The 15,192-nt window shown below is 53.9% G+C and carries 15 protein-coding genes, 3 tRNA genes and 1 pseudogene; 8 read left to right on the forward strand and 11 right to left on the reverse strand.

Annotation, left to right across the window (positions count from 1 at the left end; genetic code table 11):
- Positions 1 to 21: 21 nt before the first annotated feature.
- The 6 genes from MGLY_RS04695 to MGLY_RS04720 form a co-directional block, all read right to left on the reverse strand.
- Positions 22 to 1,533 (reverse strand): sugar ABC transporter ATP-binding protein, encoded by a 1,512-nt coding sequence (locus MGLY_RS04695; RefSeq protein WP_156272188.1) that lies wholly within the window; start codon positions 1,531 to 1,533, stop codon positions 22 to 24.
- Between the two features lie 68 nt (positions 1,534 to 1,601).
- Positions 1,602 to 3,098, reverse strand: coding sequence for a rhamnulokinase (locus tag MGLY_RS04700; protein ID WP_156272190.1), 1,497 nt, complete (start codon positions 3,096 to 3,098; stop codon positions 1,602 to 1,604).
- Positions 3,095 to 4,138 carry a uroporphyrinogen decarboxylase family protein gene (locus MGLY_RS04705; protein ID WP_156272192.1) on the reverse strand — a complete coding sequence of 348 codons (1,044 nt, stop codon included), beginning with the start codon at positions 4,136 to 4,138 and terminating at the stop codon, positions 3,095 to 3,097. The genes MGLY_RS04700 and MGLY_RS04705 overlap by 4 nt, the downstream gene beginning before the upstream one ends.
- 3 nt (positions 4,139 to 4,141) lie before the next feature.
- A complete protein-coding gene (gene rhaI, locus MGLY_RS04710) occupies positions 4,142 to 5,365 on the reverse strand; it encodes an L-rhamnose isomerase (protein ID WP_156272194.1) in 1,224 nt (407 codons plus the stop codon).
- Positions 5,366 to 5,386: 21 nt separating this feature from the next.
- A complete protein-coding gene (locus tag MGLY_RS04715; RefSeq protein ID WP_156272196.1) occupies positions 5,387 to 5,710 on the reverse strand; it encodes an L-rhamnose mutarotase in 324 nt (107 codons plus the stop codon).
- A gap of 452 nt (positions 5,711 to 6,162) precedes the next feature.
- Positions 6,163 to 6,969: a DeoR/GlpR family DNA-binding transcription regulator gene (locus MGLY_RS04720; RefSeq protein WP_156272198.1), complete on the reverse strand. Its 807-nt coding sequence runs from the start codon at positions 6,967 to 6,969 to the stop codon at positions 6,163 to 6,165.
- Between the two features lie 242 nt (positions 6,970 to 7,211).
- Here MGLY_RS04720 and MGLY_RS04725 point away from each other — a divergent pair.
- The 8 genes and pseudogenes from MGLY_RS04725 to MGLY_RS18755 all read left to right on the forward strand — a co-directional run bounded on the left by MGLY_RS04725 (position 7,212) and on the right by MGLY_RS18755 (position 8,520).
- Positions 7,212 to 7,287: transfer RNA gene (locus tag MGLY_RS04725), tRNA-Lys, on the forward strand.
- A gap of 7 nt (positions 7,288 to 7,294) precedes the next feature.
- Positions 7,295 to 7,369 (forward strand) — tRNA-Glu (locus tag MGLY_RS04730).
- A 6-nt stretch (positions 7,370 to 7,375) separates the two neighbouring features.
- Positions 7,376 to 7,452 (forward strand) — tRNA-Asp (locus MGLY_RS04735).
- Between the two features lie 93 nt (positions 7,453 to 7,545).
- A pseudogene (locus tag MGLY_RS18745) lies at positions 7,546 to 7,602 on the forward strand (YgiT-type zinc finger protein); the annotation flags it as partial.
- Between the two features lie 45 nt (positions 7,603 to 7,647).
- A complete protein-coding gene (locus tag MGLY_RS18750; RefSeq protein ID WP_246187472.1) occupies positions 7,648 to 7,713 on the forward strand; it encodes a DUF4160 domain-containing protein in 66 nt (21 codons plus the stop codon).
- Positions 7,714 to 7,788: 75 nt separating this feature from the next.
- Positions 7,789 to 8,061 carry a DUF2442 domain-containing protein gene (locus MGLY_RS04745; protein ID WP_156272200.1) on the forward strand — a complete coding sequence of 91 codons (273 nt, stop codon included), beginning with the start codon at positions 7,789 to 7,791 and terminating at the stop codon, positions 8,059 to 8,061.
- A 14-nt stretch (positions 8,062 to 8,075) separates the two neighbouring features.
- Entirely contained in the window at positions 8,076 to 8,267 is a 192-nt protein-coding gene (locus tag MGLY_RS04750; protein ID WP_156272202.1) for a hypothetical protein, read from the forward strand.
- Positions 8,254 to 8,520: a type II toxin-antitoxin system RelE family toxin gene (locus MGLY_RS18755; RefSeq protein WP_156272204.1), complete on the forward strand. Its 267-nt coding sequence runs from the start codon at positions 8,254 to 8,256 to the stop codon at positions 8,518 to 8,520. Before MGLY_RS04750 ends, MGLY_RS18755 begins: the two co-directional genes overlap by 14 nt.
- A 27-nt stretch (positions 8,521 to 8,547) precedes the next feature.
- Here MGLY_RS18755 and MGLY_RS04760 read toward each other — a convergent pair whose 3' ends face one another.
- The 5 genes from MGLY_RS04760 to MGLY_RS04785 all read right to left on the reverse strand — a co-directional run bounded on the left by MGLY_RS04760 (position 8,548) and on the right by MGLY_RS04785 (position 15,173).
- Entirely contained in the window at positions 8,548 to 9,249 is a 702-nt protein-coding gene (locus MGLY_RS04760; RefSeq protein ID WP_156272206.1) for a FadR/GntR family transcriptional regulator, read from the reverse strand.
- Between the two features lie 194 nt (positions 9,250 to 9,443).
- Positions 9,444 to 11,732, reverse strand: a complete 2,289-nt coding sequence (gene ldhH, locus MGLY_RS04770) for an L-lactate dehydrogenase (quinone) large subunit LdhH (RefSeq protein ID WP_246187417.1) — start codon at positions 11,730 to 11,732, stop codon at positions 9,444 to 9,446.
- Positions 11,722 to 12,285 carry a LutC/YkgG family protein gene (locus MGLY_RS04775; RefSeq protein ID WP_156272208.1) on the reverse strand — a complete coding sequence of 188 codons (564 nt, stop codon included), beginning with the start codon at positions 12,283 to 12,285 and terminating at the stop codon, positions 11,722 to 11,724. Before MGLY_RS04775 ends, ldhH begins: the two co-directional genes overlap by 11 nt.
- A gap of 188 nt (positions 12,286 to 12,473) precedes the next feature.
- The gene (locus MGLY_RS04780) at positions 12,474 to 13,769 is read right to left on the reverse strand and encodes a (Fe-S)-binding protein (protein WP_156272210.1); all 1,296 of its coding nucleotides are present in this window, start codon (positions 13,767 to 13,769) and stop codon (positions 12,474 to 12,476) included.
- Positions 13,770 to 13,775: 6 nt separating this feature from the next.
- Positions 13,776 to 15,173, reverse strand: a complete 1,398-nt coding sequence (locus MGLY_RS04785) for an FAD-binding oxidoreductase (RefSeq protein WP_156272212.1) — start codon at positions 15,171 to 15,173, stop codon at positions 13,776 to 13,778.
- Between the last annotated feature and the right edge of the window lie 19 nt (positions 15,174 to 15,192).

Here is a 15,192-nt window from a genome sequence, read left to right on the forward strand (position 1 = left end):
TAGACCTCCAATACTGCTATATCACAACTTTTGTCCCGAAGCAGCAGCCATAACCTTCTGCTCCGATATTTCTTCCCTCTCAAGGAGAGCCGTCATCGTACCTTCATACATCACCAGTACGCGGTCGCTTAAAGTCAGTATCTCCGGAAGCTCCGAAGAAATCATTATTATGCACTTGCCTTCCGCTGCCAGCCGGTTAATTATTTTATATATCTCTGTTTTGGCCCCGACATCGATTCCCCTGGTAGGTTCGTCCAGGATCAAGATTTTGGGTTCGGTCAGCAGCCACTTGGCCAGGCTTACCTTTTGCTGGTTACCACCGGAGAGTTCCTGAACGGGTTGTCTACTATTTCTAGTTATTATCCTGAGGTTATGGATATAGTTGTCAGCAATTAATTGTTCTTCTTTGAATTTCAACCAGCCCAACATACTGGTAATACGGTTAGGCGAGGAAAAGGAAATGTTATTGCTGATCGACCAAGGTAGCAGGAGCCCCAAACCTTGCCTGTCTTCGGGGACCAGGGCCATTTTATACTTAATGGCATCTAGCGGCGATTTTATCGTTACCTTTTTCCCCCTAATAAATATTTCACCCTTCTCAATGGGAGTAATGCCGAACAGGGCCCGTGCAACCTCGGTTCTGCCTGCACCTACGAGCCCGGCAATCCCCAGGATTTCACCTTCTCGCAATTCAAAGGATATATCTTTAAAGACCCCTTCGATGGCAATATTTTTAACAACAAGATAAGGTTGCGCCGCTATTTTAGCTGGTTCTTTAGGGATCAGCTCCTTTATCGTCCGTCCGATCATTTTTTCGATCATTTGATCTCTGTTGATATCTTTGGTTTTATACGTTCCTATTTTTTCGCCATCGCGTAGTATAGTGACGCGATCGGATATTTCCTTGATTTCATCCAGCCTGTGGCTGATGTAGATTATTGCCTTACCCTGATGTTTCAGTAACCTGATAATATCTAAAAGCTTGCCTACTTCGTCGGGGGTAAGGGCGGCAGTCGGTTCGTCCATAAAGATAACACGGGCATTTTGTGATAATGCGCTGGCAATCTCCACCATTTGCTGGTCGGCAACCGACAGGCCACGCAACTTGGCCTTGACATCCAGTTTAACGCCAAGGGAATCAAGTAATTGCCTGGCTTCCTGATATTTTCCATGCCAATCAACGAAAATGCTCTGCTTGTTTTTAACCCGGGTGTGGCCGATAAAAATATTTTCGGCGATGTCGAGATCAGGGAAGGAAAGAGGCTCCTGGTGGATAAGAGCGATCCCCAGATCTCGGGCAACAATAGGTGAGGAAACGCTAACCTTTTTTTCATCCACGTATATCTCGCCGGCCGAAGGCTGATAAACGCCGCAAATAATCTTTACCAGGGTGGATTTACCGGCACCGTTTTCGCCGATTAAGGCGTGCACCTCACCGGGATACACTTCAAAGCTGATTTTGTTTAAGACATTAATCCCACTAAAGGATTTTGAAATATCCAAGGTTCTTATGACAGGTACTTTTTCCGGCATCAACCTACCTCCTTTAGCCCGGCAAGCCGGAAATAATCTGCCCGCTGCCATGATCTACTGCCTGCAAATTAACCCTTTTCCTCGATAATCCTTACAAACCTTTCATATGCTTTCTCCCATACCTCTCGCTCTTCCGGGAGGTATTCCTTGATCTCAAATGAATTTCTAATAATCCTTCTTATTTCTGGCAAAGACCTGTACAGCCCTGCTCCGGTCGCTTGCAGCATGATATTCCCTATGGCCGTAGCCTCGACGGGACCGGCGGTCACTTTAATACCCAGGGCACTGGCGGTGAACTCGTTGAGCAATTCGTTATTGCTGCCCCCGCCAGTAATATGCAATACCTTCACCTTACTACCGGTCGCCTCCATTAGCCTCTCCAGAACATACCTGTATTTTAGAGCCAGGCTCTCAAAGACGATCCTGCTTATCGTACCTATATCATCTTTATCAACTTCCGCCTGCCCCGTCCTGCAACAATATGCGGCAACCGCTGCGGTGGCATCAACCGGGTTGAGGAAGGCTGGATCGTCGGGATCGATAAAGGCAACAAAAGGTGCGGCTCCCTGCGCCAGGCTGGCGATTTCCTGGTAACTCAAGGACGGGTGCTTTTTGTTCCAGATGCGTTTGCAACACTGGATTATCCACAGGCCCATCACGTTTTTCAGGTAGAGAATTCTATTAAAGGCCCCGCCGGAGTTGGAGATGTTCATTTCATAACTCCTGTCGTTTATTACCGGGCTATCCAGTTCCAGCCCTACGATAGACCACGTTCCTGAGTTTAAAAAAGCCCATCCTTCATCTTCTACTGCCGGAACCGCCACCGCGGCGCTGGCGGTATCATGAACGGCCGGAGCAATCACCGGGACCTCATTCAAGCCAACCTCTTCGGCCAGTTCCCCTTTTAACGGCCCGATAACGTCCCCTGCCCTTATCAGTCTGGTCGTTATCTTCGACGGGATTCCCAGGGCTGCGAAGACCTTCTTCTCCCAATCATCGGTGACAGTGTTATATAGCTGGGAAATAGAAGCCACCGTATGTTCGACGGCTTTTACGCCCGTGAAAAAATAGTGGAATAAGTCGCCGATAAAGAGTATGTTCTCTGCTGCCGGCAATAAGGGATCTTCATCCCGCACCATCGCCACCAGCTGGTTTACCGTATTGATTTGTAGCAGCTGGATTCCTGTCAGGTTATACAGCTCCCGCAGGCCCAGCTTTTTATCGATAATAGCCATTGTTCCTTCATTTTTGGCATCGCGATAATGGTAGGGGTTGCCCAGGAGATTCCCCCTTTTATCGAGTAAACCGAAATCTACACCCCAGGCATCTACTCCTATACCGTCGAGGTCGCTACCGTATTCAGATACATATTTCTTTAAACCGGCAAGCAGCTGGGAGTAAAAACCGAGTACATCCCAGTATAAATGATTATTTATTTTTGTTCCCCCTGTGGGGAAGCGGTAGATTTCGGTTAAGGCAAGCCGGTCCTCTTTGATACTTCCCACCACCGCCCTGCCGCTCTCCGCGCCCAGGTCAAAGGCCAGGAACCTCCTGGTTTCCCTCATGGTTTATCACCCAACCTTTCCCAATCAAGCGGGTAGGTACCGTATTCTTTGATAGCATCGAGGAAGGTTTTATAGTTTACCGGGTTTATACCGGCGTGGATGGAATTGCTGGAGGAGATTATATAACCGCCTCCTGCTCCCGCTTTCCGGATGCAATCTTTAACCTCTTCAATCACATCTTCCGGCTTCTTGTCAACCAGGGTGCTGACGCAATCCACGTTTCCTTTCAAGCAGATACGATCACCGTAGGTTTTCTTCATATATTCCAGGTCCATCCCCCCCAGGGGGTCAATGGGGTCCAGGCAGTCGATGCCCGTATCTATCAAATCTTCGATGACTTTCATAATATTGCCGTCGGTATGCTTGATTACATAGAAACCCAGGGCTTTAAAGTTCTGGATCAGCCTTTTGAAGTGGGGTAAGACCATTTTCCGGTACATTTCCGGGCTGATCAGCAGGTCCTTATTGTCGGCAATATCGTCGCCGACAACAATTATTTCCCCCCCCAGTTCTTTTATATTGCGGGCCAGGCGAGTGCTGTAATCCACGCTGATTTCCATCAGCCGCTCCACGACATCCGGCTGCGTGTAAAACCCCATCAGGAAGCCTTCAAAACCCATCAAATCCCGCGGCTGGGAAAACACATCCCGGAGCCTTATAATTACGGCCCGCGTATCGCCGATGGCTTCCATGACCCGCTTGATGTCGTCGAACCGGTAATCGGCATCCGGGTCGGGGACTCTAAGCTTCTTCAGATCTTCCTCATCCTTAATGGGGTAATCTACCGGCATGGGATATTCATCATAGGAAGCCCTCACGATGCCCCATTCGTCCCGGTAATGCCGGCTGTCGATTACCTCTTTTTTCATATTCGGCGCCACGGCCATCCCGTCAATATCCATCAGCTCGATAAATTTTACCTCGTCGCGCTGTCCGGTCATCTTTTCTATTACACTGGGACTTATAATCCACTCAAAGGTGGGTATCCTGTCCGGTTCCTCCCTTTGCAGGGTCTTGATCACTCTTTCCTTCGGTTTCATTTTTTAACCCCCAAGCGTATTGGCGCCTTTATTCTTTCTCTCCCGCGCGATTTTTTCCGCATAGCCGCTGCGGCGATAATTCAGCAGGGGGTCCGGCTCAATTCCCATTTCCACCCGCACCTGGTTCAGCAGGGGATTGACATCAATCTCAAAGGCTTCCATCAGGGTCCTGTTGGCCAGGATTACATCGCCATTTTGCCGCGCCTCCTGCAGTTTCCTGCGGTCGACTAAGAGAGCCCTGGCGTAGGCCTTCTGGACGTTCATTACCGACTGGATTATTCCTTCAATGCTCGGCTCGATATTGTGGGATTGGTCCAGCATGTAGACAATATCCACGTCCACGTTATCTTCTTCAGCTTCAATAATTTGATCAAAAATCAGGAACAGGCCATAGGGATCGATGGAGCCGACCATCAGGTCATCGTCCGCATACTTGTGGTTGTTGAAATGGAAGCCGCCCATCTTCCCTTCATCAAGTAAGACAGCGATAATCTGTTCCACATTTACCCCTAACAGGTGGTGTCCCAGATCAACCAGAACTTTGGCCCTGTCTCCCATTTTCGTACACATGAGATAGGACATACCCCAATCCATCACATCGGTGGTGTAAAAGGCGGGTTCAAAAGGTTTGTATTCGAGCAGCAGGGTCATATCGGCATCCATGGCGTCGTAGAGTTCCTTCAGTCCCGCGAATAACCTGTGTTTGCGCTCTCTTAATTTATCCTGTCCGGGGTAGTTGGTGCCGTCAGCCAGCCACACACCCAATGTTTTTGACCCCAATTCCCTGGCTATTCTTACGCAATCCTTGAAGTGCTCAATGGTGCTGCGGCGGACATCGGCAAAGGGGTTACATATGCTCCCGAATTTAAACTGCTGCCCCATAAAGGTGTTGGGGTGAACCGTACCTATTCTGAGGCCTTTCTCAGCGGCATATTCACGTACGGGCTCGTACTTCCCGTCCTCCGTCACATCCCAGAGGACATGGGTCGCCATTACGGGGCAAATGCCAACCACCCGCTGGATCTCGGCACAGTCGTCTATTCTATCCCAGACGGTTATAGCGGCACCTTCCTCCCGGAAGGTGCCATAGCGCGTGCCCGAATTACCCACCGCCCAGGAAGGAAGTTCAATGACCTGCTTTTTTAGCTTGTCTTTAACCCTTTCGATATCAATTCCTTTATCTGCTAAAACCTGGGCCAGGAGCTGGTACTGTTTTTCCCATAACATGACCTTATCCCTCCCAAAACTTTATTCTGTGAGGTTATATTTAAACATCAGTTCCATTTCCCTGACTGTGCCTGTTTCCGGGTCGATATCGGGATAATAGATATTGGCCATTACCTCATTCCACCTGGCAATTACGGGACTGCTGGCCAGGACTCTATTGGAATGGTTCCTGTCCGGGACTTCGTAGTAGCCGAATAAATCGTCGCCCGAGCACCAGATGGTGTAATTGCTGATCTTGGCTTCCGCCAGCACTGCCAGCATTTCCGGCCATATCTCGTCATGCATCTTTTTGTATTCTTCCTTTTTTCCCGGCCTTAGTTTAAGCCTGAAGGCTACCCTTTCCATAATTCGTATACCTCCATAAGGGAATGAATGAGGTGTGGGGGGCTATCCAGGTTATGGTTATATAATCCATTTTTAGTGTTTTTAAATCACTCCTCCTATACCTGGTCATATTCTATATTTAGCCCCAAAACTGGTTAACAATTTCTTGTTAAATTTTTAATCTAAATAAAAAACCTCTTTAATTTCCCGTGAAATATTTCCGTTTTCATCCAATTTCGCCTTCAAGGGCTTCATGTATTCCTACCAGCGGATATAAGACGGGTCTTTTGCTAATTCTCCACATGCTTTTTCCATATTTTCGACTTGTAAATAAGAAAACAATTTGCGGCCATCCATAAAATGCTATAATTGCGAATAGCAACCCTCCTAATAGCCGCCAGTAAATCAGGAAAGACTTTCTGGTGTGATAGTTGCCAGCTATATAAACGCCGGGCTTTCTACCTCCAGGTTCTTCAGCTGCTGGCACTTACCTTCTCTGGCACATCTGTTATCGCGCCTCCTGCAACAATCACCCTGACACCACTGCGGCGAAATTTTTCAATTTCCCCCTCCGGGGTGCCGCTGTCGGTTATAAGGGTATGCACAGCCGTCACCGGTGCTACCGTGGCCAGGGCGGCGGTACCAAATTTATCATGGTCGGCAAGAAGGATTATTTCTTTGGCCCCGCGCACCATCTCTGCCTTCACCCTGGCTTGAACCTCGGTCGATTCTGTGATGCCTTCTTCCAGGGTTACCCCTTTACAGGAGATAAAGGCTTTTTTAATGTTATAGCTGGCCAGGGCGTTCTCCACCAGGGGGCCTACGAAGGAAAGGGTACGGGGATGCAGGGTGCCGCCGGTGCAGATGACCGTTATATCCGGGTTGCCAACCAGGGCCATCACAACCTTCAAGGCATGGGTAATTACCACCAGGTCCTTTTTATCTTTGAGGTAATGAACCATCTGCAGAGCCGTGGTGCTGGCGTCAACAGCGATCACATCGCCGGGCTGGACCAGTTCCGCTGCCTTCCTACCGATGAGCTGCTTTTCGTAGCGGTTGCGCATATTGCGGATGTGGAAGGCCGTTTCTTCCTGGTTGACGGCTATTTTTACGGCGCCGCCGTGGGTGCGTTTTAAATAGCCCTCGTTCTCCAGGCGTTCCAGATCGCGGCGGATGGTTTCTTCGGTGACCTGAAAGATATTGCTGAGCTCAGTAACTTTAACTATGCCCTGCTCGTTTAAATGCCGGATTATCTCCTGCCGCCGGTCTTCAGCCCGCATGCCTCAACCCCCTTTCCGAAAACAGGTATCTTGAAGTTTTGTTTCACTAAATATATTCGCCGTTAAAAAGCAAATTCCTTCTGGCACCACAAATTTTTTATCTGGAATTTTGGTTTTTCAAATATGTATTCTGCGTTTCCCAAAATAAAATTACGGGTTTACATATTTACTTAGCCAAAGATGGCATGTGGGATTTAATCCCCTTGACAGGGGCGTTATAAGGGTGTAATATACTGACCTGTGGGCCATTAGCTCAGGCGGTAGAGCACCTGACTTTTAATCAGGGTGTCGGTGGTTCGAGTCCACCATGGCTCACCAGACATATGGCCCGTTGGTCAAGAGGTTAAGACACGAGCCTTTCACGCTCGTAACGGGGGTTCGATTCCCCCACGGGTCACCAAATCCAGGAGCCCTAGGGTAGCGGTCTAACATGCCGGCCTGTCACGCCGGAGATCGCGGGTTCAATTCCCGCCGGCTCCGCCAGGAAAGAATAAAGCCCCGGGAAGGGGCTTTTTTGATACGTATAGCATGGTATAATAAGAGTACAGGCATAAGCAGTTTTTAGGGAATGATGAGACTGTAATAATTTTCAAGAATGTACCGGCCGGGGTTTGCAGGCAATGCGGGAAGGTGTTTTCTATGGTACAAATTAGCTGGTTCTATGGCATCAAGATTTCAATGTTTTATGACGAACATTTACCACCTCATTTCCACGTAGAATACGGGGAATACCATGCGAATTAATGGATAACTGGCATAATGCTTATCATAAAAAAGAGCTGTTTAAAATCGATCCCCTCAGATAGGAGCGTGATAAAAATGATCCCCCCGGCATTAATCCAGGTATATGCTGATAAAGAAAGGGATTACGCCATTATCTGCCAGTTCGTTGACGGCAAAGTGACCCGCTACGATATGAAAAATCTGTTATACGGGGTTTTTGAACCCCTGAGGGATAAAGAGGTATTCAAGAACACCTTGACCATCCTGGATAATACAGCGGCCTGGGATTTAACCGGAAAAAGGGATGAAACAAACTGCCTGACTATTGATCCCTGGACATTATATAATGCCGAAGATATAACCGGCTGAGGAGGTTATTTTTAATGGGACTGGTAAATAAACAGTTCCTAGTGGATAGACGGGGTAGAAAACGGGGGATAGTACTTTCAATTAAAAGATACCGGCAACTGATGGAAGATCTGCATGATCTGGCAATCGTCGCTGAACGGCGTGAAGAAAAAACAAGGGATTTTGCGGAAGTAAAGCGCCGCTTAAAGGAAGATGGAATTGTATAGCCTGAACTTTAAAACTTCCGCTGAAAAAGACCTGCGCCGGTTACCAAAAGCTATAATAGGTCGTGTAATGGAAGTTATCGAAGGTCTGCAACTGGAACCATTTCCCCGAAAAGCGATAAAATTATCAGGTACCGAACGATTGTATCGCATCCCGGTGGGTGATTACAGGATCGTATACGAAGTTAATACTCAAAATCAGAAGCTTACAGTTTATTACATTCGTCACCGAAGGGAAGTATATCGCCGCATCTAGAAAAAGCCTCGGAGAGGTTTTCTTCTATTATTCCTTTTGCAATTCCCGCTCGACAAAGCGCAGGTGCTCGCAGACGGCCCGCCGGGCGGCGCGGGGGTTGTGGTCCCGGATGGCTTCATAAATGCGCCGGTGCTGCTCAAAGAGTAACTGCGGGTTGCCCGGGGTAGTGTAGAGGCGCTGGCGGCTGGCCCTCAAGGCCTGGCGCATGGTGTCGGAAACGGTGTGCATGAGCCGGGCCAGGACGGAGTTACGCGCCGCTTCGGCTATGGCCAGGTGAAAGCGCAGGTCGGCTTCTTCGCCCAGGGTGCCCTTCCGCAGGTCACGTTCCATTTCCTTTAAAATCTCGGCCATTTTTTCTAAATCCTCCGGCCCGGCGCGGCGGGCCGCGAGATGCGCGGCCTCGCCTTCTAAGGCCTGGCGGGCCTCCAGGAGTTCTATGGCCGCCTGGCGGTCCAGGAGCAGGGCCATTGCTAAGGGCTCTACAATGGCCCCCTGCCGGATGTTCTGGACAAAGGTGCCCTCCCCCGGCCGGATGTCAATAACCCCCATGGCCGCCAGGGCGCTCAGGGCTTCCCGCACGGAGGCGCGGCTGACGGCCAGCCGTTCGGACAGTTCCCGCTCCGAAGGCAGGCGATCCCCCGGTTTCAGGTTGCCCTCGCCGATGAGGTCCTTGATCTGCTGGACGATTTCTTCATATATTTTTTTGGGCCGGATGGGCCTCAGTTCCACCTCTGTCCTCACCTCTAAAAAGCAATTTATCTAAGACCGGCATTAAACCCTGAAAGGAGAGGTTACCCTCAGGCGCAGGTTCCACCCCATGCCTGTTTACTCCATACCTGTATCGAAATAACCTGTACCGGGCGCAGCCGAAAACTGGATCTCATCTGTTCAGCGTTAATGTGACTGGAGCCATATCTGTAGCCTTATTCGTCTTCACAGTCCGCAAGTATCTCTGCCGTGTGCTTTACCTGCATAGCGCTACCCAGCTGGTCCAGGCCGCCGCGGAGCTGGAGGACACAGCCGGGGCAGTCTACGGCCACCACTTCCGCGCCGCTCGCCACAATATTTTTCAGCTTGCGCTCCAGGATGGGCCTGCTGATTTCCGGGTACTTGATACTGTAGGAACCGCCGAAACCGCAGCAGCGGTCGCTTTCTTTCATTTCCACCAGTTCTAACCCCGTCTGGCCCTGCAAAACCCGGCGCGCCACCTGGTCCAGGCCCAGATGCCGCTTGAAGTGGCAGGAATCGTGGTAGGTGACTTTGACCGCCTGGTTGCCGGCTTGTGTCAATTCCCCCGGCGGCTCCGCCCGGCGGCCGGAAGTCGTGCATTGCCGGTCAAGGGAACCCTGCCTGCCGGTTTCCAGCCCTTCCCCGGCCCCCTGCTTCTTTTCCCCATTTCCGCCTGGTGGCCCGAAAGGTCCTTGTCGCCCGCCGGTCAATTCATGGACCAGTTCGGTGAAGTCCTTGACCTTCGCCGCCAGGGCCTGTGCCCGCCCCTCCCAGGCCGGGTCTCCGGCCAGGAGTTCGGGGAAGTCCTTCTTCAGGGCCACGGCGCAGGTGGGGCAGGCGGTGACCACCACCTCGGCCCGGGCGCCTTCCAGGGCAGCTATATTCTGTTTAGCCAGTTTAACCGCCGTCTCCCGGTCGCCGGCGTAAGTTGCCGGCGCGCCGCAGCAGGCCTGTTCCTGAGGGAAGACTACCTGCACCCCTTCCCGCCCCAGGACTTTATAAACGGCCTCGCCGATCTCCGGGTAGGCAAAGTCAATGACGCAGCCGCTGTAGAAGGCGGCCCGGAGACGGGGCTTGCTCAAGGGACGCTCCAGGTCCTTCGCCCGGTCCCGCAGGGGCCTCCCGGCAATGGCCGGCAGGCTGCGCCCTTCCGTAAGGCTGCTGAAAAAGAGGGGCAGGTGCCGGATGAGGGGTCGGCCGTGGGTCACCGGCCCCTGGAGACGGGCAGCGGCCCGCAGCAGGGTGTGCATAAGCTTCGGCCTGGCCACCACCCCGTGGAGGGCAAGGCGGTAGCCGCGGGAAAGGCCCTGCTTCCTGACGACCCGCTCCCGCAGCTTCAATACCAGCTCGGGGATGTTGATCTGCGCCGGGCAGACCTCAGCGCAGCGCCGGCAGCCGATGCACAGGCTCTGGGGATCGGCGGCGTCTTCCAGTGAATTGAAGAAGGCTGTGAGGATACTGCCGATGCCACCGCTGTAAATATAACCGTAGACCTGGCCGCTGACCAGCTGGAAGACAGGGCAGACATTGGTGCAGGAGGCGCAGCGGATGCACTGCAGGGCTTCCTTGAAGACCGGGTCGGCGGCCATGCGGGTGCGGCCATTGTCCAGAAGAACGACGTGTAACTCCTTAATCCCTTCGCCCTCACCCTTCCAGGCCGGGACCGGGCCGGTAATCATGGTCACATAGCTGGTAATGGGCTGGGCTGTCCCGCTACGGGGCAGGGCCTCCAGGATGGGGACGATGTCTTTAATGCCGGGCACCAGCTTCTCGTAGCCGACAATGGCCACGTGCACCGGGGGAACGGTGGTGGCCAGGCGGGCGTTACCTTCATTGGTGCAGATGACGATGGTCCCCGTCTCGGCCACGGCAATGTTGGCGCCGCTGATGCCCATACCGGCGGTCAGGAATTTTTTCCTTAATTCTCGCCGGGCGATGCGGACCATATTTTTAATATCCGGTTCCACCGGCTCATTCAGGTAACGGCTGAAGACCCGGGCCACCTCTTCCTTGGGCAGGTGGATGGCCGGCATGACCATGTGGGAGGGCCTTTCCCCGGGCATGAGCTGCAGGATCCACTCCGCCAGGTCAGTCTCATGGGGGGTGATGCCCCGCTCCTGTAGGTACGCGTTGAGGTGGATCTCTTCCGAAGCAAAGGACTTGGACTTGACAATATCGGTAACGCCATGTTCTCTAGCTACCTGGTAGATGTATTCCCTGGCGGCCGCTGCGTCCTTAGCACGGAATACCTTGCCGCCACGGGCCTCCACCGCCCGGGTGAACTGCTCAGCCAGTTCCTCGTAACGGCTGGCGGCATCAGCCTTGATAGCGGCAATCCTCTGCCTTAAGGATTCAAAGTCCCGGCCGGCATAGACCTGCTCCCGGGAAACGATGTAAGCATCGGCAAAGCGCTCTAGTGCCCCGCGCAGGCTGGCATTGTCCAAAGCCCGGCGAATACGCTGTTTGAATTCTTTACCGGCCATGATGCCCACCCCCGTTATCGCCTATCAGGATAATCAGCAGCCGTTCCGGGCCGTGCACGCCGATGGTCAGGCTGCGTTCTATGTCGGCCGTGCGGCTGGGCCCCGTGACCAGGGTGAAATATCCCGGCCAGGAACCCCGCCCCAGGTAGGCGTCGATTACCTCGGTTAAATTGGCCCGGACCCGCTCCACCGGCAGCAGGGCCACGCAGTTGAGCGGCAGCATGGCCGCCAGGCGGGTTTTAAGATCGGTAGCGTCCATAGCCAGGGTGCCCGTCTCGGCAATGCCATAATCAAATTCCACAATGCCGGTATCGGCCTGGCGGGCAAAACAGGCGCCGTCCTTCTCAATACTGAACCCCGCCTGGCCCAGGGCCTTTTCCACCCCTGCTGTCTGCACCAGGGGAGAATCTACCAGGGCCACCTTCAATCCCAGGGGGCGTAAAATTTCTACCAGTTTGGAAGCAACCTCTCCCGGTCCAGCTACCGGGATTACCCGGGCCCCCATCGCTTCGGCCTGGCTGGTGAAGGAGGCGATTAATTCCGCGTGGCGCAAATAGAAACCCTCCCGAAATAGAAGTCAGATGCAAGAAGTCAGAAGTCGGAATTTCCGTCAGAACTGGCTGGAAGCCAGTTCCTTTTAACTTATCGCCGGAAAGTCCCAACTATAAGGACGGGATGATAGATGGTATTTTGGTACAAGCTATTGTTCAAGGATAGTCCTCATCATAGGTGGTTTCTGGTTTATCCAACCTCTGACATCCTGCTTCCGACCCCCGTTTTTTCGTAGGCCTGCTCCAGTACCTGGACGACGTGAAGGACCCGTGGTGAAAGCCCCGCCTGGGCCAGGCCGTCTTCCAGCTGCATGCGGCAGGCCGGGCAACTGGTAACCACCGTATCTACCCCGGTGGCCTTGATGGCCGCCACCTTGTGGGCCTGGACCTGCATGGACATATCGTAATTGGTCAGGCTGAAGGAACCGGCGTTGCCGCAGCAGCGGTCGGCATTTTTCATTTCCCGGAACTCCAGGCCGGGGATGGAGCGCAAAATCTGCCGCGGTTCTTTGCTGATGCCCTGGCCGCGCACCAGGTGACAGGGGTCATGGTAGGTTACCTTGAGGGGCAGGCCGGCGGCAGGCCGGCGGTAATCAAGCTGCACCAGCAGTTCGTTGATATCCCGGGCCCTGGCGGCCATGACCCGGGCCGCCGCCCCCTGGGGGCTGTGCTCAAGGAGTTGCGGGTAAAAATGCTTCCAGGCCTCGCCGCAGGTGGCGCAGGCCACCACCAGGTAGTCAAAGTTATAGCGCTGGAAAATCTGCAGGTTGGAGGCTGCCATTTCCCGGGCCGTCGGGACGTCGCCGTGTACCAGGGTCGGGATACCGCAGCAATGCTGGTCCCGGGGAATTATGACCTCCACATCGTTGGCCAGCAGGACGTTGACCACCGCCCGGCCGGTATCGGTGTAGATATAATTCTCCAGGCAACCGGTAAAAAAGGCCGCCCGGGCCCTGGCTTTAACCGGCTGCATCACTTCCGGGAACTCTTCCCTCAGGGTCTTCCTGGCCAGGGGCGGTAACACCCGCCGCAGTTCCAGCCCGATGGGGAAGCGGGGGTTACAGCGCTGGATTTCAGGCCGGTAACGCAGGGCCAGGGACTGGAAACGGCGGCCGGTTTTGAGGGCCGTGTCAAAGAGCCAGGGGCGCTTCAAGCCCTGGAAGATTACTTTTTTTACCCAGGGCAGGCCCTTTTCCCGCACCATGGCCGCCCGGGCGGCCAGGACTACCATATCGACCCGGACGCCGCTGGGGCAATTGGCCACGCAGGCCATGCAGGTAAGACAAAAAAGCAACTTCCCGGCCAGGGAGTGGGTGGCCGGTAGCTCTCCCTTGAGGTAGGCGTAGGCCAGCTGGACCTTGCCCCGGGCTACCGCCGCCTCCCGCAGGGTTTCTTTATATAAAGGGCAAACCGCCTGGCAGTTGCCGCATTTCATGCATTTAGCCATTTCCTCTTCTACCAGGGCCAGGTCATCGAAAGGATTCACGGCAAATCACTCCTTTACCGGCAGGGGGCCTACCAGCTTCCCCGGGTTTAAGATCCCCAGGGGGTCCAGGGCCTGCTTGAGCCGCTGCATGACGGCAACGCCACTGGCGCCAAATTCCAGTTCCATATATTTCTGTTTGGCGAGGCCAATGCCGTGCTCGCCGCTTAAAGTTCCGCCCAGGGCAATGGCCGTATGGAAAATCTCATCTACCGCCCGGTGTACCCGCTCCATTTCTTCCTGGTCGCGCTCATCACAGGTAATGGTCGGGTGCAGGTTGCCGTCACCGGCGTGGCCGTAAGTAGCAATAGACACATTATACTTCCGGGCAATTCTCTCCAGGGCCAGGAGCATCTCCGGTATTTTACTGCGGGGTACGGTGGCGTCTTCCAGAACGGTGGTCGGCCGCAGCCGGGCACAGGCCGGCAGGGCCGCCCGGCGGGCCGTCCACAGGTTTTCCCGCTCGGCATCGTCCCGGGCCACCCGTACCTGGCCGCCGTTTTCCCGGCAGACGCGCTCCACGATAGCTGCCTCTTTTTCCACCACCGCCGGGATGCCGTCCACCTCCAGCAAGAGCACCGCCGCCGCCTCTACCGGCAGGCCGGCATGGCAGTAGGCTTCCACGGTGCGAATGGTGACATTGTCCATGATCTCCATAGTAGCTGGAATTACTTTATTGGCAATAATCCCGGTGATGGTCCTGGCGGCCCCTTCCAGCCGGTCAAAAACGGCCAGCATGCTCCGCCGCGCCTCCGGGGCGGGGGTCAACCGCACGGTAATGGCGGTCATTATCCCCAGGGTTCCCTCGCTGCCGCAGAAGAGCTTGACCAGGTCATAACCGCTGACGTTTTTCACCGTCTTACCGCCGCAGTGAAAGACAGTGCCGTCGGCCAGGACAACCTCCAGGCCCATGACGTAGTCTTTAGTAACACCGTACTTCAGGCCCCGTAACCCCCCGGAGGATTCCGCTACGCTACCCCCCATGGTGGCCGTTGCCACGCTGCCGGGATCTGGTGGATAAATTAACCCGTAGGGTGCCACAGCATCATTGAGTTCCTGGATCACCACTCCCGGCTGGACGGTGGCTGTCAGGTTTTCAATATCCAGTTCCAGGATGTTATTCATTTCCACAAAGGAGATTACCAGGCCATCTTCCCGGGGAATGACGCCACCACTCAGATTGGTACCGGACCCCCGGGGATAGACCGGTACGCGGTAGGCCGTAGCCAGCTTCATGATGCCGGCGACTTCTTCCGTCGACCGTGGCAAGGCCACGGCCAGGGGCAGGTGCTTGGGCTGGGCCGCTGCGGCGTCAAAGGCGTAGCACCAGCGGTCTTCCGTTCCGGTCAGCAGCCGTTCCGGTCCCAGAACGGCCTGCAATTCCTTTAAAAAATCTCCCCCTGCCAAGGTAATCCCCCCCAAAAAG

Source organism: Moorella glycerini (genome assembly GCF_009735625.1).
GTDB classification, from domain to species: domain Bacteria; phylum Bacillota; class DSM-521; order Neomoorellales; family Neomoorellaceae; genus Neomoorella; species Neomoorella glycerini.